At 65.0% G+C, this 17,588-nt stretch carries 16 protein-coding genes and 1 pseudogene; 11 read left to right on the top strand and 6 right to left on the bottom strand.

Features of this window, described 5'->3' with window-relative positions; all coding sequences use genetic code 11:
* Nucleotides 1–67: 67 nt before the first annotated feature.
* On the bottom strand, nucleotides 68–1,573 hold the full coding sequence (locus tag AC1DX6_RS21110; RefSeq protein ID WP_477316863.1) for an MFS transporter: 1,506 nt from the start codon (nucleotides 1,571–1,573) through the stop codon (nucleotides 68–70).
* A gap of 91 nt (nucleotides 1,574–1,664) precedes the next feature.
* Between AC1DX6_RS21110 and AC1DX6_RS21115 the strand changes: the two genes are divergently transcribed.
* Complete coding sequence (locus AC1DX6_RS21115) at nucleotides 1,665–2,180, top strand: MarR family winged helix-turn-helix transcriptional regulator (protein ID WP_477316865.1); 516 nt, start codon at nucleotides 1,665–1,667, stop codon at nucleotides 2,178–2,180.
* Nucleotides 2,181–2,306: 126 nt separating this feature from the next.
* Nucleotides 2,307–3,506: an aminotransferase-like domain-containing protein gene (locus AC1DX6_RS21120; protein ID WP_477317158.1), complete on the top strand. Its 1,200-nt coding sequence runs from the start codon at nucleotides 2,307–2,309 to the stop codon at nucleotides 3,504–3,506.
* A 51-nt stretch (nucleotides 3,507–3,557) separates the two neighbouring features.
* On the opposite strand, the gene AC1DX6_RS21125 is transcribed toward AC1DX6_RS21120, so the two are convergent.
* Entirely contained in the window at nucleotides 3,558–4,298 is a 741-nt protein-coding gene (locus AC1DX6_RS21125) for a sulfotransferase family protein (protein ID WP_477316867.1), read from the bottom strand.
* 210 nt (nucleotides 4,299–4,508) lie between these two features.
* On the opposite strand from AC1DX6_RS21125, the gene AC1DX6_RS21130 reads away from it, so the two are divergent.
* Nucleotides 4,509–5,327, top strand: coding sequence for a hypothetical protein (locus AC1DX6_RS21130; protein ID WP_477316869.1), 819 nt, complete (start codon nucleotides 4,509–4,511; stop codon nucleotides 5,325–5,327).
* Nucleotides 5,328–5,461: 134 nt separating this feature from the next.
* Here the strand turns inward: AC1DX6_RS21130 and yghU are convergent, their stop codons facing one another.
* A complete protein-coding gene (yghU, locus tag AC1DX6_RS21135; protein WP_477316871.1) occupies nucleotides 5,462–6,328 on the bottom strand; it encodes a glutathione-dependent disulfide-bond oxidoreductase in 867 nt (288 codons plus the stop codon).
* 280 nt (nucleotides 6,329–6,608) lie between these two features.
* Between yghU and AC1DX6_RS21140 the strand changes: the two genes are divergently transcribed.
* The gene (locus tag AC1DX6_RS21140; RefSeq protein WP_477316873.1) at nucleotides 6,609–7,511 is read left to right on the top strand and encodes a S1C family serine protease; all 903 of its coding nucleotides are present in this window, start codon (nucleotides 6,609–6,611) and stop codon (nucleotides 7,509–7,511) included.
* A 24-nt stretch (nucleotides 7,512–7,535) separates the two neighbouring features.
* On the opposite strand, the gene AC1DX6_RS21145 is transcribed toward AC1DX6_RS21140, so the two are convergent.
* Nucleotides 7,536–7,997: a MarR family winged helix-turn-helix transcriptional regulator gene (locus tag AC1DX6_RS21145; protein ID WP_477316875.1), complete on the bottom strand. Its 462-nt coding sequence runs from the start codon at nucleotides 7,995–7,997 to the stop codon at nucleotides 7,536–7,538.
* A gap of 65 nt (nucleotides 7,998–8,062) precedes the next feature.
* Here AC1DX6_RS21145 and AC1DX6_RS21150 point away from each other — a divergent pair, with 65 nt between their 5' ends.
* Nucleotides 8,063–8,539 carry a cupin domain-containing protein gene (locus AC1DX6_RS21150; protein WP_477316877.1) on the top strand — a complete coding sequence of 159 codons (477 nt, stop codon included), beginning with the start codon at nucleotides 8,063–8,065 and terminating at the stop codon, nucleotides 8,537–8,539.
* A 127-nt stretch (nucleotides 8,540–8,666) separates the two neighbouring features.
* On the opposite strand, the gene AC1DX6_RS21155 is transcribed toward AC1DX6_RS21150, so the two are convergent.
* Nucleotides 8,667–9,293, bottom strand: coding sequence for a hypothetical protein (locus AC1DX6_RS21155; RefSeq protein WP_477316879.1), 627 nt, complete (start codon nucleotides 9,291–9,293; stop codon nucleotides 8,667–8,669).
* A gap of 251 nt (nucleotides 9,294–9,544) precedes the next feature.
* Between AC1DX6_RS21155 and AC1DX6_RS21160 the strand changes: the two are divergent.
* Nucleotides 9,545–10,144: pseudogene (locus AC1DX6_RS21160) on the top strand (YdeI/OmpD-associated family protein).
* A 27-nt stretch (nucleotides 10,145–10,171) separates the two neighbouring features.
* Here AC1DX6_RS21160 and AC1DX6_RS21165 read toward each other — a convergent pair.
* Nucleotides 10,172–10,639, bottom strand: coding sequence for an Lrp/AsnC family transcriptional regulator (locus tag AC1DX6_RS21165; protein ID WP_477316881.1), 468 nt, complete (start codon nucleotides 10,637–10,639; stop codon nucleotides 10,172–10,174).
* A 102-nt stretch (nucleotides 10,640–10,741) separates the two neighbouring features.
* On the opposite strand from AC1DX6_RS21165, the gene AC1DX6_RS21170 reads away from it, so the two are divergent.
* From AC1DX6_RS21170 to AC1DX6_RS21190, 5 genes are all read left to right on the top strand, one after another.
* Nucleotides 10,742–11,950: a diaminopropionate ammonia-lyase gene (locus AC1DX6_RS21170; protein ID WP_477316884.1), complete on the top strand. Its 1,209-nt coding sequence runs from the start codon at nucleotides 10,742–10,744 to the stop codon at nucleotides 11,948–11,950.
* Nucleotides 11,947–13,179: a hydantoinase/carbamoylase family amidase gene (locus AC1DX6_RS21175; protein WP_477316886.1), complete on the top strand. Its 1,233-nt coding sequence runs from the start codon at nucleotides 11,947–11,949 to the stop codon at nucleotides 13,177–13,179. The genes AC1DX6_RS21170 and AC1DX6_RS21175 overlap by 4 nt, the downstream gene beginning before the upstream one ends.
* A gap of 28 nt (nucleotides 13,180–13,207) precedes the next feature.
* Nucleotides 13,208–14,359 (top strand): M20 aminoacylase family protein, encoded by a 1,152-nt coding sequence (locus AC1DX6_RS21180; protein ID WP_477316888.1) that lies wholly within the window; start codon nucleotides 13,208–13,210, stop codon nucleotides 14,357–14,359.
* Nucleotides 14,360–14,747: 388 nt separating this feature from the next.
* A complete protein-coding gene (locus tag AC1DX6_RS21185; protein ID WP_477316890.1) occupies nucleotides 14,748–15,317 on the top strand; it encodes a sigma-70 family RNA polymerase sigma factor in 570 nt (189 codons plus the stop codon).
* A gap of 138 nt (nucleotides 15,318–15,455) precedes the next feature.
* On the top strand, nucleotides 15,456–17,555 hold the full coding sequence (locus tag AC1DX6_RS21190; protein ID WP_477316892.1) for an EAL domain-containing protein: 2,100 nt from the start codon (nucleotides 15,456–15,458) through the stop codon (nucleotides 17,553–17,555).
* The last annotated feature ends 33 nt before the right edge of the window (nucleotides 17,556–17,588 follow it).

Below are 17,588 nucleotides of genomic sequence, written 5' to 3' on the forward strand. Positions count from 1 at the left end.
TGTGTGCCGGCCGTAGCGACCACATTCGCTGGAAGCCCACCAGCTGCGCTGGAAGAAGCTTTCAAAATCAAGCAATTTTGCGACGCGGCGACGGCGTAGTGCTCAGGCTCACATTTCCACGGGGTGGGCGATGGGTTGGTGTTTGGTGAAACGCGGCAGCAACCCGGTGCACAGCACCAGCAGCATGATGATCGCCAACTGGCAGGCGATGACGGCGCCGAAGGCTTGCGCAATGCCCGTGGGCTCCAGTGCCAGATAAAGCGTGCCGAGCGTGGCGACGCCCGAGAGCCAGGCCGGATTGCTGCAGCGTGATCAGCACGCCGCTGCCGACGCCGGCAAGGTGGGCGGGAACATCGGCGAGCACCGCGCGGAACAGGCCGGAAAACAGCATGGATTGCCCGGCGCCGATCAACACCAGCGGCAACGCCAGTTCGACCAGGCTCACTTTTGGCCAGCCCGACACGATGATGCCGATCAACAGCGCCAGTCCAAGCGCCTGCACGATGCCGCCTGCCGCCAGTGCGCCGCGGCCGAAGCGGTTGATCATGCGCGGGCTGACCATGGAGCCGATGAAGAACATGACCGCCATCGGCAGGATCGCGAGACCGCTTTCCAGCGCGTTGGCGCCGAGGCCGTTCTGCACGGTGAGCGCAAAGACGAACATGAAGGCGCCGAAGCCGACGCTGAACAGCGTGATCATGGCCAGCCCTCGCGACATCGAGGGCAGTTTTAGCAGCGATGGCGGCAGCAACGGCACCTCGCCGCGCGCCTCAGTAGCCCGTTCGACGATGACGGTCAGCACGGCCAGCACCGCGGCCGCAGTCAGCATGATCCTGGTCCAGGCCGGCCAGCCGAGCGAATGGCCTTCGGTCAGCGGCACCAGAAGGGCGGTCAGCGTGGCCGCGAAAAGCACGGTGCCAGGCAGGTCGATGCCGGTGGGGTGCGGCGAGCGGCTGGCCGGCACGACCAGCCGCGAGGCGAAGAACACGATGATGCCGAGCGGAATGTTGATCAGGAAGATCGGCCGCCAGGAGGTGCCGAACAGATTGGCGCTGACCAGCAGTCCGCCGGCGAGTTGGCCGACGACCGCCGCGATGCCCGAGGTGGCGCCGTAAAGCGCGATGGCCTTGGTCTTGCGTTCGCCGGCGAGCGTCGCCTGGAAGGTTGCCAGCACCTGTGGCACCAGCATCGCCGCCGTTGCGCCCTGTACCAGGCGAGCGGCGATCAGCGCCTCGATCGTAGGGGCCAGGCCGCACGCCAGCGATGCCAGAATGAAGCCGGAAAGCCCGGCCAGAAACAGGCTGTGGCGGCCGAAACGATCGCCAAGCCTGCCGCCCAGCACAAGCATGGCGGCGTAGGCCACGCCGTAGACGGAAACCACGAGCTCAAGCGCGGCCGGTGTCGCCTTGAGCGAGGCGGAGATCGTCGGCAGCGCAACGTTGACGATGAAGAAGTCGGCAATCGGCAAGAAGGCGCCGGCCAGCAGCACGTACACGCCGACAGCGTGCAGCCCTCCGGCGCGGGCAATGGAGCGGGGAGAATGCCGGCCGGCGGCGTCCGTTGAATGGGTCATGCGAACCTCCAGGTGTTTATGTGTATATAGTTATGCAAACATAATCATTATGCACATATACATATATGGCTGGGCGCTGTAAACTCTGCTGATGAAGACCGACAGCGAATCGTCCACAGGCAAGGCTCCACCGGTCCGTTGGGCGGATCTGGCCGACCTGATCCTGATCATTGCCCGCGAGATCCAGTTCCGCGGCTATCGCGACGAGCGGGCACTATCCCTCACGCAATCGGAGGGCATGGTGATGCGCCATCTGGTTGCGCACGCCTCGGCGACGCCGAGCCAGATCGCCGCCGCGACGGGGCTGCAGCGCGCCAACGTCTCTCCGGTGCTGCGTGACCTGGAAAGCAAGGGGCTGATCGAGCGGCATGTCGATCCGGCGGACCGCCGCGGCGTCAGCGTCCACCGTACGCGGCGTGGGGCCGAAAACTACGCGCTGGTGCGCAAGGAATGGGGCGCAGACATTTCCGCCGCCGCCGGCGGCGACAGCAGCAGGCTCGACGCCGCGCTCGCCCTTCTCAGTTCCATTGAAGCCGGCCTCACCTCGACGCGGCCCAACACTACCGATGGCGAGGTGCGTGGCTCCGCCCGCCGGCAGGATATTTAGTATCCGGCTTGATTGGGCTAGGCATGCCGGCCTTCTGGCTATTCAATTGGGCAAGCGGCTCTGATATAGGTCAGCTAGATTGACCTATAATCGACCTGTAGTCGGGGGAGGTGCGTTTTGACATTGATGAACCTGTTGGCGTCGCGCTCTTCGCGCATGAAGGCGTCGGAAATCCGCGAGCTGCTGAAGCTGCTCGACCAGCCCGACATCATCTCGTTTGCCGGTGGCATTCCCGACCCGGCGCTGTTTCCGTCGCAGGCGATCGCCGATGCCTATGCTTCGGTGCTGGGCAGCGCCGATGCCGCGTCGGCGCTGCAGTACCAGGTCAGCGAAGGCTATCTGCCGTTGCGGCGCTGGCTGGCCGGGCAGATGGGCAAGCTCGGTGTCGCCTGCGACGAGAACAACATCCTCATCACTTCGGGTTCGCAGCAGGCGTTGGACTATCTCGGCAAGCTGTTTCTGTCGCCGGGCGATACGGCGCTTGTCACCTGGCCGACCTATCTCGGCGCGCTGCAGGCCTTCAACGCCTATGAGCCGCGCTACGACCGGTTGACGCCGGATGGCGGCAACATGACGCCCGACGCCTATCGCGCCGCGGCCGCGGCTAACGGCGGCAAGGTCAAGTTCGCCTATCTGGTGCCGGATTTCGCCAACCCCACCGGCGAGACCTTGGGCCTCAAGCAGCGCGAGGCGGTGCTCGATCTCGCCGAAGAGCTCGACATCGCCGTCATCGAGGACGCCGCCTATCGCGCGCTGCGCTACGATGGCGAGGGCGTGGCGCCGATCCTGGCGCTCGACTGCGCCCGCTCCGGCGGCATCGACAATGCCCGCACGCTTTATTGCGGCTCGTTCTCAAAGATCCTGTCGCCGGGCATGCGCGTCGGCTGGGTCTGCGCGCCGCGCCGCGTCATCGAGAAGCTGGTGCTGATGAAGCAGGCGTCGGACCTGCACAGCCCGTCGATCAACCAGGTGGTGATGCACCGCGTCGCCGAGTCCGTGTTCGATACCCAGGTCGAAAAGCTGATCGACGCTTACCGGGAGCGCCGCGACGGCCTGCTTGCGGCGCTGGCTGCCAACATGCCGCAAGGCGTGACCTGGACGCGGCCCGATGGCGGCATGTTCGTCTGGGTGACGCTGCCCGAAGGTGCCGACGCCACGGCGCTGCTGGCGCGGGCGGTCAAGGAAGCACGCGTCGCCTTCGTGCCCGGCAGTGCCTTCTATGCCGACGGGGCCGGCCGCAACACGCTGCGGCTCTCCTTCACGCTCGCCGACAAGCGCGCGGTGAGCGAAGGGATACCGAGGCTGGCGGCGCTGTTGAAAGCGTAAGGTAGCGCTCTCACCAGCTTTGACCTCGTCCCGCAGCAGCTCCCGTCCGCCTTACCCCAGCCACCACCACAGCGCCGCGATCACCGCCGCGACACCCGCGATCGACAGCCCCAGCACGATGTAGGCGCCCTTGATGACGTCGCCGATGACCTTCTTGAGGCTGGCGCGGTCGTTCAGGTTGGGGAAGGGCTCATTCGGTTGCGCCACGCCGAGAAAGTCGCAGAGCGGGCCCCAGCCATCGGTCACCTTGAACACCAGGAGTCTCTCTGGCGGCACCGCGGCCTTCACCTCCTCGGTGTAGGCGTTGTAGCGCGCGATTGCCTTGTCGCGGTCGTCCATCACGCCGCTCAGCGTGCGGCCCCAAACCAGCTTGCGCGACATGTCGCCGAATTTTCGACCGAACGGCGTCAGCCACTCCAGGATTTTGAACTGCCAGACATTCTCGGTGAAGTAGATCGTGTCGATCGTGCTGTCGTACCAGGCTTCGGCGCCGCGCGGATGCAGCGTTAGCAGCACCTTGGCTTCGGGATTTGCGGCCAGCAATTCGCGCCACACGCAGCAGCCGGGATTGTCGACCGTCGCCGTATAGTTGGCAAACACCCTGTTCCAGTCGTGCTGCGTGCCCGGCGCGCTGTTGGCCACCTTGCGCCAGAAGTCGAGATGGCCCTTGTTGGCCTTGTTCAGGATCACTTCCTGCATATGGTAGCAGGGCAGGCCGAGCCGGTTCAGCGCGGCAAAGGTCGACCACGTACCTGTGCGGCCGAACCCGGCCCCAATGATTTTGAGCGTCATCCCCCATTTCCCCCAAACGGACTGATATTCCCCCTGATCTCAGTCTGCGGGGATCAGATTGCGCCCGGGAGGGCCAACGCGCAATAAAGTTCCACTTCAATTGTTCGCGGAGTTGTTACAATGCCTGCTCGGCCGGGCCGGGCGCAGCTGAATGCCGTTCGATGATCCCAGGGCATCGATACCCGTCATGTCGATCGAATGAGAAATGCCATGCCCAGCGCCGCTTCGACATCACCACGCGTGATCCTGCTCATCGGCAGTGCGCCCGATGTGGTGCGTTGCGAGGCCTGGCCGAAGGCCGCCTTCAGCAAGATCGTTGCCATCAACAATGCCTGGCGCGTGCGCCCCGACTGGGATTTTCTCGTCCATTCCGGCGATTTTCCGTCAGACCGGCTGCCCCCGGGCGCAAGGCTGCGGCAGGCGCAGATCTTCAGCGCCTCGCAATATGTGCCGGCGCAGAACGCCTTCGGCGGCTTCGTCTATGCCGGCGCCACCATGTCGCTGACCTCGGCCTATTGGACCATCCACAGCCAGCGGCCCGATGTGCTGGCGTTCCTCGGCTGCGACATGATCTACGACCAGCCCGACAAGACGCATTTCTACGGCATCGGCCGTCCCGATCCGCTGCGCGATGACGTGACGCTGCGCAACCTCGAGGCCAAGTCCGCCCGCCTGCTTGTCCAGGCGCTGCGGCGGGACTGCCTGTGCATCAACCTGTCCGAATTGCCGCGCAGCCGGCTGATCTTCCCGCGGCTGACCTTCGACGAGTTGAAAAACCTGTCTCGGGCCAGGGTCGCCGAAATGAAAGCGGAGATCCTTGCCGGCATTGTGCACGACAGAGCCGAGAAGGCCGAAAGGATCGAGCAGGACCTCGGCTATTTCTACGAGGACGGCATGTACTGGAACCATCTCGACGAGATCGACGAGACTTACCTGGCCGACATCGACCGGTTGTGGATGTTAGCAATCTCCCCCCTCGTGGGGGAGATGCCCGGCAGGGCAGAGGGGGGCGCTGTCCCGCCGGCCTGACAACTATAGCGGTAGCTCAGGCAGATTCCGGTTGGTATCGGTTGAACTGAAAGATCGCGATCCTTCGCGCCCCCCTCTGTCCTGCCGGACATCTCCCCCACGAGGGGGGAGATCGGAGCGTCATTCGTCCAGCCTTACTCCGCCGCCAGTTTGTCCTGCGTGTTCGTGTCGAAATCGCTGGCATCGTGGCGCTCGTGCAATTGCAGCGCCGGCTCGCCGAAAGCGCGGTTGACCATGCGGCCGCGCTTCACCGCCGGCCTGGCGTCGATGGCCTTGGCCCAGCGCTGCACGTGCTTGTACTCCTCGACCGACAGGAAGGCGCCGGCATCATTGTACATGCGGCCGAGCGCCAGCCCGCCATACCAGGGCCACACCGCCATGTCGGCGATCGTGTAGTCGGCACCGCCGAGATACTCTGACACAGCCAGCCTGCGGTCGAGCACGTCCATCTGCCGCTTGGTCTCCATGGCGAAGCGGTCGATGGCGTATTCGATCTTGGTCGGCGCATAAGCGTAGAAATGACCGAAGCCGCCGCCGAGATACGGCGCCGAGCCCATCTGCCAGAATAGCCATGACAGCGCCTCGGCGCGCGCCGGCTGCTCGGTCGGCAGGAATTCGCCGAACTTTTCGGCGAGGTAGAGAAGGATCGAGCCGGATTCGAACACGCGCACCGGCTCTTTGGCGCTACGGTCGAGCAGCGCCGGGATTTTTGAGTTGGGATTCACCTCGACGAAGCCTGAGCCGAACTGGTCGCCGTCGTTGATGCGGATCAGCCAGGCGTCGTATTCAGCGCCGCTGTGGCCGCGCGCCAGAAGCTCCTCCAGCATGACCGTCACCTTGACGCCGTTGGGCGTCGCCAGCGAATAGAGCTGCAGCGGATGCTTGCCGACAGGCAGCTCCTTGTCGTGCGTCGGGCCGGCGATCGGCCGGTTGATGCTGGCGAAAGCACCGCCATTTGCCTTGTTCCAGGTCCATACTTTCGGCGGCGTGTATTCGGTCATGTCGGGAGGCCTCGTGTTTTGGCGGGGGAGGGTGTTGGCGCCTCGCACGATGCGCGGCGCGGGATTGATCGGCGGGGGCACAGTTACATTTAGGTACCGGTGCACGGGCTGGAAAGGGGGAAGTCCAACTTTTGTTGAACTATTGTCGATGCCGGCCAATGTCGGCGCCGCAAACCCTGAAGTGAGTATCCCTGTCCCGAGCCCTTGCGCCTCGTCCCGTGTGTCATACCTATAGAAGACATCGCCAAAGCATTTGCATCGCATACCCAGGACAAAAAGCATGACCATCGATCCCAATTTGCGCTCCGTCGTGGCCGTGCGCGCCTCGATCCCCGAAGATGCCTTCACGGCGTCGGGACTGGGCACTCGGCGTGAAGGCAGCGGCGTCGTCATCCGCCCCGACGGGCTGGTGCTGACCATCGGCTATCTCATCACCGAGGCGGAGGAGGTCTGGCTGACCGCCCAGGACGGCCGCGTCGTGCCGGCGCACGCGCTGGCCTATGACCAGGAAACCGGTTTTGGGCTGGTGCAGGCGCTTGCCCCGCTCGGCCTGCCGGCGCTGGCGCTCGGCGACGCCGGCAAGGCCAAGGTCGGCGATCCCGTGGTGCTTGCCGACGGCACCGGCCGCTCGGTCAAGGCGCACATCGTCACCAAGCAGGAATTCGCCGGCTATTGGGAATATCTGCTCGAGGAGGCGATCTTCATCGCGCCCGCCCATCCGTCATGGGGCGGGGCGGCGCTTATCGGCGAGGACGGCTCGCTGCTCGGCATCGGCTCGCTGATGCTGCAGATGAGCCGCAATGGCGAGGTCGCCGATATCAACATGGTGGTGCCGATCAACCTTTTGCCGCCGATCCTCGACGACCTCCTGACCCGCGGTCAGGTGGCCAAGCCGCCGCGCCCCTGGCTCGGCGCCTTCTCCGCCGAAAACAACGGCGCGGTGGTGGTGATGAGCGTCGCCGCCGGCGGCCCGGCCGCCAAGGCCGGCCTGCGCCAGGGCGATATCATCTCGGACGTGCGCGACGGTGAGGTCGACGGCCTCGCCGATTTCTATCGCAAGCTGTGGCAGAACCCGGCGGGCGCGGAAATCCCGCTGCGCGTGGTGCGCGACGGCCGCGACACCTGGCTGCGCGTCAAGTCGGCCGACCGCAACAGCTTTCTCAAGAAGCCGCATTTGCAGTGAGGTGGGGTAGAAGGCCAAGGGCTCTCACTTCACCAGCGGACTTTCCCAGACGACGAACAACAGCGCCTTGAGCTGGGCGAAGCGCTCCGGACCAAGTTCGGCGCGCCACTCCTCCTCGATGTCGCGCAGGATGTCGACCATTTTCCAGAAGGCGGCGTGGCCGCGTTCGGTGGACCGCACCACGCGCGCGCCGCCTTCGCCGGAAATATCGGAGCGGATGATATAGCCGTAGCCTTCGAGGCTGCTGAGCAGCTGGTTGATGGCCTGTTTGCTCATGCCGGCGCGCTCGGCGATGGTGCCGGGGCGCGCGCCGTCCGGCCCGGGAAACTGCAACACCGCCATATGCGGCAAGCGCAATTCGTCGAAACCGGCGGCGTTGAGTTCCTTGATCAGCCGTCGCTGGATCGCCTGCGCCGGCACACGCAGCAGGGCGCCGATCAGCAGGTCCTGGGTCTTGGTTTGGAGAACTTCGTTTGCGGTGGCCATTGACGATCCGGTAAATTGAGTTTACTCGCATCCAGTAAATGTAATTTACCATAAGGGATTTCACAATGCCAAATTCAGCCATCGAGCCGCGCATCAATCCCGCCGACGAAACCATAGGCATCAAAGGCTTTGCGGTCCGCTTCCTGCTGACCGGCGAGGACTCGAACGGCAGCATCGCGGCCTTCGAGCTCAAGGTGCCGACCGGGCTACGTCTGCCGGCGCCGGCGCACCGCCACGACCATTACGAGGAGACGATCTACGGCCTCGAGGGCGTGCTGACCTGGACGGTCGACGACATCGCGATCGATGTCGGCCCGGGGCAGGCGCTGTGCATTCCCCGCGGTGCCGCCCATCGCTTCGACAACAACGGCAACCAGGATGTGAAGGCGCTCTGCGTGGTGACGCCGGCAGCGATCGGTCCTGAATACTTCCGCGAGGCTTTTGCAGTGCTCGCTGCTGCCGCCGGCGGTCCGCCGAATCGGGCCAAGATGGCCGACATCATGCGCCGCCACGGCCTGACGCCGGTCGCGCCGAAGGCCTGATTTTCCCTGAGCCGGCGAAGGGCTCGGTGTCCGCCTGCCGGGTCCCTGCTGCCGCGCAGCGTCCCAGCGTTCGCTGGCCTTTCATCGTGCCACCGGCACGATGAGTTCGCTTCGCGAACCGTTCTGCTCACTCCCCGCAATCGGTAGCGCTGGCGCCGCTGTCCCACACGGCAAACGGGACGACCTTGCCTGCGACCGATACGATCCTGTGCACCCTGGTGCCATCCGGCTGCATCTTGCTGCTTTTGCCCTTGCCGGTCAGCAGATTGTAGTCGCAGTCGCTGGCGACATTGTCCTTCATGTAGTCGTGATAGTCATAGGCATAGCCGGCGACCACGAAGGCATCGTTGCGCCAGGCAATCGTCAGCGTCTGGTCGGTCCGCGCGCCATTCCTCGGGATGCCCGGTATGGAGAGCTTGATCGAGCCGTTCGGCAGCGCGGTCAGTTCCGGCTCGATGGAGGACGCCTCATAGCCCGGCCGGTCGTAGCCGTTCCACTCGCCATACATCTGCTCCTGCACGATGCCGGCGGGCTTGAGGAAATTGTGCTCCTTGTCCCTGAGGAAAAAATGCATGTCCATGGCAGTGCCGGGCTCGGTCTCGACGATCATCGCCAGGTCGATGGCGCCGTCGTCGTTCCAGTCGCCGGTGGCCGCGGCGATGATTTTCTGGGTTTCGATCGGCTCGCCGAGTACAGCGCCAGAGAACAGTAAACTTGCCAGCAGCAAGGCAAGGCCGAGGAGCATCGATCGCATGGCATTTCTCGAGGTGGGGGTGAGATGTCCGGAACAAAAACATAGGGATAGACGATTTTGCGGAAGCTACATCATGGCGGAAAGAACCGCCATGGGTGTTGGCGAGGGCGGGAAGGAAGGCGGCCTCGCGCGGCAGCATGGCAAGCCACAGCGGCTGTTGACGAGGTCCCGCGGTTGCTTCATCCAGACGACCATGGCGGCACCGGAGGCACGAGAACGATGACGACAATCGAGACGCGGACGCTGCTGTGATGGCGCCGGTCAAGGTCGATCCCGACAAGGTGCACGAATTCCCCGACGCAGCCAGCTTCTACACCTGGCTCGCCAGACACCATGACACCGAGACCGAAGTATGGATCAAGGTGCACAAGGTCGGCTCCGGCCTGCCGTCGATCACGCCCAAGGAAGCCATCGACGCCGTGCTGTGCTGGGGCTGAATCGACGCCGTGCGCAAGGGTTTTGACGACAGGAGCTTTCTGCAGCGCTACACGCCGCGCGGCAAAAAGAGCATCTGGAGCAAGATCAACATCGACAATGTCGCCCGCTTGGTCGAGGAGGGCCGCATGACGGGCCATGGACTGAAACAAGTCGAGGCCGCCAAGGCCGACGGCCGCTGGGCGCGCGCCTACGCAAGCGGCAAGGACATGAAAATCCCCGACGATTTGCAGGCGGCCATCGACGCCGAGCCGGCAGCCAAAGAGATGCTGGGAAAGCTCAGCGCGCAGAACCGTTTCGCGCTCGCCTTCCGCACCCACAACATGAAGACCGAGGCTGGGCGCAGGAAAAAGATCGAGACCTTCGTCGAGATGCTGAAGCGCGGCGAGACGATCTACCCGCAGGGCAAGAAGTGAGGCCGGCTCGATCGGTTCAGCGGCTCTTCAACCCACCGGCACCTCCAGCCCCACCTTCACCCGGTCCATGGCGACAAAAGTGCGGAAGCGCTTGACGTTGTTGTTTTCGAAGAACAGCCGCCTCGTCAGCGCCTCGTAGTCGGCCATGGTCGCGACGGTGACGACGAGGATGAAGTCGGCTTCTCCGGTCACGTAGTAGCACTGCTGCACCTCGGGCACCGAGGCGAAGTCACGCTTGGCGGCGTCGATCAGCGCGGCGCGCTCGCTGACCACCTCCACCTCGACGAACAGCGTGATCGGATGGCCGACCTTGGCCGGGTCGACCAGGGCGACATTGGCGCGGATGACGCCGCTTTCCTCCATACGCCGGATGCGCCTCTGCACGGCCGGCGCCGAGAGGTTGACGGCCTCGCCGATCACACGCTGCGGCGTCGTGTTGTCCTTCTGCAGGATGGCGAGGATGGCGCGGTCGAAACTGTCGAGGGTTTGTGGCATTTGCGCTCCAGACGAAACAAACTTGCATTCGGATGGCCCAAACAGAGCGCAACTCTCGCCCTTGTTGCAATAGACATACGTCATCACAGGAAACGGCTGCCAATGTTTTTGCTCAACCGCTCGCCCGAACATCGCGCGCCGCTCGACCCCGCCGATGCCACGACGCTGGGCGTGGTCGGGGCCGAAGAGGCCGAACGCTTCTTGGCTGAGCGGCGCAATCATGCGGAAACGCCGCTGCATGCCTTGCCGGCGATGGCGGCCGAACTTGGGCTGGGTTCGCTCCACGTCAAGGACGAAGGCTTTCGGCTCGGGCTCGGCAGCTTCAAGGCGCTGGGCGGCTCCTACGCCGTCATCCGGCTGGTGCTGGAGGAGGCGCAAAAGCGGCTCGGCCGCAGCGTCGACATTGGCGACTTGCATGCGCCCGAGGTGGCGGCAGTCGCCGCCGGCATGACTTTCGCCTGCGCCACCGACGGCAATCACGGCCGCTCGGTGGCGCAAGGCGCGCAACTGGTCGGCGCCCGATCCGTCATCTTCGTCCACTCAGGCGTCAGTGACGAGCGCGTCGCGGCAATTGCCCGCTTTGGCGCCGAGATGGTCAGGGTCGATGGCAGCTACGACCAGTCGGTGGTGGAAGCCGCAAGGGTCGCTGCGGAGCGCGGCTGGACCGTCGTCTCCGACACCTCGTGGCCGGGCTATGAGCGCATTCCGGGGCTGGTCATGCAAGGCTATACGGTGATGGTGCGCGAGGCGTTGCGCCATATCAGCCAGCCACCGACGCATGTCTTCTTGCAGGCGGGCGTCGGCGGCTTCGCCGCGGCGGTCGCCGGTCATTTCAGCATGCTGTTTGGTGAGCAGAGACCGACAGTCGTGGTGGTCGAGCCCGCGCGCGCGGCCTGCATCTTCGCCACGGCCAAGGCCGGGCATCCGGTGAAGATCGCCCATGATGCACCGACGGTGATGGCGATGCTGGAATGCTACGAGGCCTCACCACTCGCCTGGCGCGTGCTTGAACGGGTCGCCGATGCCTTCATGACGGTCGACGAGGACGATGCGGTCGCGGTGATGAACCGGCTGGCGCGGCCGTCAGGCGGCGATCCCGCAATCGTCTCCGGCGAAAGCGGCGGGGCCGGGCTGGCGGGACTGATCCGTGCGGTGGCGGCTTCCAATACGCGATCAGCCCTTGGCCTCGATGCCAACGCGCGCGTGCTGGTCATCAACACCGAAGGTGCCACCGATCCCGGCCGCTACGGCGAACTGGTGGGCATGGCGCCTGAAGAGGTTGTCAAGGCACGGGCAGGACAGATGGCATGAGCAATCCGACCATCAATCCCGGCCGCTTGCTCGACCGCATTCGCGAACTCGGCTCGCTTGGCCGCGATGCGCAGGGCAGGCTGGTTCGGCTCGCGGCTTCCGACATGGACAGGATCGGCCGCGACCGTCTCGTCGGCTGGCTGAGCGAGAGTGGGCTGGAGGTCGCCATCGACCGCATCGGCAACATCTTCGGCATCTGGAAAACCAGTGACAATGAGGGCAAGGCTCCCGTCCTTCTCGGCTCGCATATCGACACGGTGATCGATGCCGGCGTCTATGATGGCTGCTATGGCGTGGTCGCCGGGCTGGAGGCGATCGTGAGCCTGAAGGAGGCCGGTTTTGCGCCCACGCGTCCGATCGTCGTCGCCGCCTTCACCAATGAGGAAGGCGTGCGCTATATGCCCGACATGATGGGCTCGCTGGTCTTTTCCGGCGGCCTCGGCGTCGAGGAAGCGCTTGCCGTCGTCGGCACCGATGGTTCGGTGCTCGGCCAGGAACTCCAACGCATCGGCTATGCCGGCGTGCATGAGCCCGGCTTTTTCAAGCCGCATGCCTATGTCGAGTTGCATATCGAGCAGGGCCCGGTGCTGGAGCGCGAGGGCGTAGCCGTTGGCGCGGTCGAGACCCTGCAAGGCATTTCCTGGCAGCGCGTCACCATCGAGGGCGTCGCCAACCATGCCGGGACCACGCCGATGTCGATGCGCAGGGATGCCGGCGCCGCCGCCGCCCGCGTCATCAGCTTCCTCCAGGATCGCGCCACGGCTTCGCCGGCCACGGTGGCGACGGTCGGCACCATCGCTTTCGAGCCGAACGCCATCAACGTCATCCCGTCGCGGGCGAGCTTCACTGTCGACCTGCGCGATCCCGATGAAGATCGGCTGCAGGTCGAGGAAGCGGCACTCGCTGCCTATCTCGAAGATTTCGCCGCAAGCGCTGGCGTGACAATCGCGGTTGAAAGGCTGGCGCGCTTCGAACCGGTGACCTTCGATAGCCGCATCGTCGACCTCATCGAGGCCACGGCCGGGGCGAACGGCATGTCTTGCCGGCGCATGACGTCGGGCGCCGGGCATGATGCGCAGATGATTGCGCGGATCGCGCCGTCTGCGATGATCTTCGTACCGAGCCGGGGCGGCATCAGTCACAATCCGGCGGAGTTCACCGCCGATGACGAACTGATCGCCGGCGCGACTGTTCTGCTCGGCGTGACCGCCAGGCTTGCTGCCGACTGACAGATATTCTGCTGAAAGGGCGAGACCGATGACCAATCAGAAAGAGCTTCATCGCGAAATGACGGCGTGGCGGCATGATCTGCATGCCCATCCGGAATTCGGCTTCGAGGAGAAGCGCACGTCTGCCTTCGTCGCCCAAAAACTGCGCGAATTCGGGCTGGAGGTCGCCGAGGGCATTGGCGGCACCGGTGTCGTCGGCACGCTGACGCGCGGCGGCGGCAACCGGGCGATTGCCTTGCGCGCCGACATGGATGCCTTGCGCATCGCCGAACAGGGCACGCAGACCTATCGCTCGCAGACGCCAGGCACCATGCATGCCTGCGGCCATGACGGCCACACCGCGATGCTGCTCGGTGCGGCAAAGCTGCTGGCCAGCGAGGGCGGCTTCGACGGCACCGTGCGCTTCATCTTCCAGCCGGCCGAGGAGTGGGGCAGGGGCGCGCTCGCCATGCTGGATGACGCCCTGCTGCAGCGCTTTCCCTTCGAGGAGATTTTCGGGCTGCACAACATGCCGGGTCTGGCGGTCGGCCACTTCGAGACCCGCGTTGGACCGATGATGTCGGCCGAGGACAATTTCGAGATCGTGCTGAAAGGCGTCGGCGGCCATGCCGCGCGCCCACATTCCGGCAGCGAGACGCTGGTCGCTGCTTGCGCGCTGGTCACCGCGCTGCAGACCATCGTCTCGCGTCGGCTGAGCCCGGCCGATATCGGTGTCGTCTCCGTCACCGAACTGATCACCGATGGCACCCGCAACGCGCTGCCCGGCCTGGCGCGCATCCTGGGCGATGCCAGGAGTTTTCGCCCGCAAGTCAGCGCCGAGATCGAGAAGCAGATGCGCAGCATCGCGCAAGGCACGGCGCAGGCCTACAATGTCGCGGCCGAGGTGACCTACACACGCGAATTCGTTCCGCTGGTCAACGATGCGGCAATGGTCGATGAGGCGTTTACCGCCGCCAGGAGCGTGCTGGCCGCCGACGCCGTCGGCGTCGCGGCGGAACCGATGACCGGCTCTGAGGATTTTGCCCGCTTCCTCGACCACGTGCCGGGATGCTTCGCCTTCCTCGGCAACGGCAACTCCGCCCCGCTGCACAATCCGTCCTACGACTTCAACGACGAAGGCCTGCTGCACGGTGCCCGCTTTCATGTGGCGATCGCGCGCCAGCGCTTGCCCGGCGTCTGAGGCGTCGACGACGTCAACACCACGGCGGCCGGTGCGCAGGCCGGCGCTGACGACGGCTGCTACGCAGCCAAGGCTGCCGGGCGCAATGGCTTCGCGGTGTTTGGGCGGCGCCGGGATGCTGCCCCCCGCATTCCCTAAAACCGTGTTCCGCCCAGCCCCCAGTATCGCCGTCCCGGCTGAGACAAATCCACCGCCGTCGGATCGCGGGGAAGCAATGCGAATCATGCTTGCCCCGGTTTCCTGCGGCGGCGCATCGGCCGGGCGGGGGATGCGCCTATAGTCCCTTGGAGCCATCATCGCACGGCCGGGAGCAGTCATGCCCTTGGGCTCGACCCGAGGGCGTAGCGGTTTTGCGGCAACGGCATGCCGAAACAAAGACAATAAGGTCATGGACGAGAAGCAGAGAGCCATCCTCGACGAAATCCCGCGTTTGCGGCGCTATGCGCGCTCGCTTCTGCGCGACCGCGATTCCGCCGACGATCTCGTCCAGGACTGTCTGGAACGGGCGCTTAAACGGCTCGACAACTGGCAGACGGGCGAAAGCCCCAGAAAATGGTTGTTCACGATCATGCATCATCTGTTCATTGATCAGGTGCGCAAGCTGAACCGGCGCGGCGAGGCCTCGATGCTGCCGCTGGAGGCCGGCGACGTGCAGGCTGCTCCTGCCGATCAGTTGGAGGCCGTCGCCGCGCGCGAGATCATCGACGCCCTGCAGGCGGTCAGCCCTGACAGGCGCGCCGCGCTGACGACGGTTGCCATCGAAGGTTTTTCCTACGCCGAGGCCGCCGAGATGCTCGGCGTGCCGGCTGGCACGCTGATGTCGCGCATCGCGCGCGGACGTGAGGAACTGCGCGGCCTGCTCTACGACACCGCGCGCCGCCGCTCGATAAGGATTTTCGAGACCGAGGCCCCGACAGGTCGGAAAAACCTGACTGCGATCAGGGCACCGATGGCATGATGGGTGGCATGATGAGGCCGCACGGCATGATGACGCCCAACTACAACCGTTGCCCGGTATGTGGGCGCCGGTCGCCGGTAACGGTTTCTTCTCTGGTTTTGTGCACATTGGCCGCAAAAGGGCGGGCAAAGCCAGGGCATGGCCAAACAGAAAACACGCAACGGAGAGTTCTGGGCGCTGGCGCTTGAGCGCGCCCATCTTGGCGTCTGGGACTGGGATCTGGCGAGCGGCGACTGCTTCTACTCGCCCACCTGGTCGCGCATGCTGGGCTATGACGATGGCGAACTGGCCAACAGCAGCGATCTCTGGCTGAAACTGACGCATCCCGACGATCGCGAGCGGGCGCAGGCCAGCGGCGACCGCCACATTGCCGGCCTGACTCCTTCGATCGAGACCGAGCTCAGGCTGCGGCACAAGGACGGTCACTGGGTCTGGGTGCTGGATCGCGGTGGTGTGGTCGAGCACGATGCCGCCGGCAAGCCGGTCAGGCTGATGGGTGTGCAGACCGACATCACCAGGCAGAAGGCTGCGGAAGCCCAGCTCGAACAGGTCAATATCCGCTTCGGCCTGGCGCTTGCCGCCAGCGGCACCGGCATCTGGCACCATGATATCGGCACCCACAAGAGCTATTGGGATGCGCGCACCAGGGACATCTTCGGCCTGGTCGCCGACACCGACGAGGTGACGGCCGATCTCTGGCACACCTATCTGCATCCCGAGGACAAGGAAGTCACCGAGCACGCCCACCAGGTGCCCGTCGGCTCGAATGCCGTCATCGCCTCGCAATACCGTATCGTCAAGCGCGACGGCGAAATCCGGCATGTGGAATCGCTGGTGCGCTTCATCGCCGCCGGCTCGGCCGGCCAGATCCTGGGCACCGTGCGCGACATCACAGAGGCCAAGCTGCGCGAGCGGGAGCTTGCCTATGCGGCGCATCACGATGCGCTGACCGGTCTTTTGAACCGCACCGCCTTCGACAGGCTGCTGGCCGATCATATCGCCACGGTGCGCCGGCTGCCGCTGGCGGTGTTCTACGTCGACCTCGACTACTTCAAGGCCTTGAACGACTTCGCCGGCCACGCCGCCGGCGATATGGCGCTGAAGAGCGTTGCCGGCGGCATTGTCCGCCGCCTGCCGTCATCGGCGCATGCCGCGCGGCTGGGTGGCGACGAGTTCGCACTGCTTGTCCCGAACTGCGATGCCGCGCAGGCCGAGAGGCTGGCCGCTGCTGTTCTTGGCGCGGTTCGCGATGCCGACCTCGGACTGGCGGCAACGTCGCGCAAGCTCGCGGCCAGCATCGGCATCGCCTTTGTCGACGATCCCAACACCACGGTGGCCGACGCGCTGGCTTGCGCCGACGACGCCTGCTACGCGGCCAAGGCTGCCGGGCGCAATCGCTTCGCGGTATTCTCCGCCGAGACGGCATCGGGCTCCGGCGGCCTCAACGCGGCGCGTGTTGCCGCCGACACCGTCGATGCCATGGACGACGGCAGGCTGAAGCTGTTTGGCCAGGAAATCCATCTGCTCGGACGGCCATGGGAACAGAGCCGTCATGTCGAGGTTTTGGCGCGGCTGGTCGGGCGCAACGGCAAGCTGATCCCGCCGGTCGAGTTCATCCCGGTCGCCGAGCGTTTTGGCATCGCCTCGCGGCTCGACCGCTGGATCATCAGGACGGCGCTCTCGACCTACGGCCCGGCGCTGAAAGCGGGCGCGTTGACGCTCGGCTTCAACCTGTCGGCGCAGACGCTGAGCGACCCCCAGCTGTGGGACTTCGTCGACAATGTCATCGACGAGACCGGGACGCCGCATTGCGGCATCGGTTTCGAGATCACCGAAACCGCGGCCGTCACCAATTTCGATGCCGCCGAACAGTTCGTGCGCAAGGCGCGCGAGCGGCGCTGCCGCGTCAGCCTCGACGATTTCGGCGCCGGCATGAGCTCGTTCGAGTACCTCCGCCGCTTTCCCGTCGACACGATCAAGATCGACGGCTCCTTCATCGAGCACATCGTGCAAAGCCGCTTCGACCGCGAGATCGTGCTGGCCATCACCAGCATTGCCAGAAGCCTCGGCTGCTCCGTGGTGGCCGAGAAGATCGAACAGCAGACGGCGCTCGACATGCTGAGGGATATGGGCGTCGATTCCGGACAGGGCTTTCTGCTGCACCGCCCCGAGCCGCTGGAAGCGATCGTGGCGCGAGCGACCGCCCAGGTGGCTTTGCGCGAGAGGCGGCAGGCCTAGAGCAATTCCAGGAAAAGTCTGAAACGGTTTTCC

This window comes from Mesorhizobium sp. P2_C4, assembly GCF_056404575.1.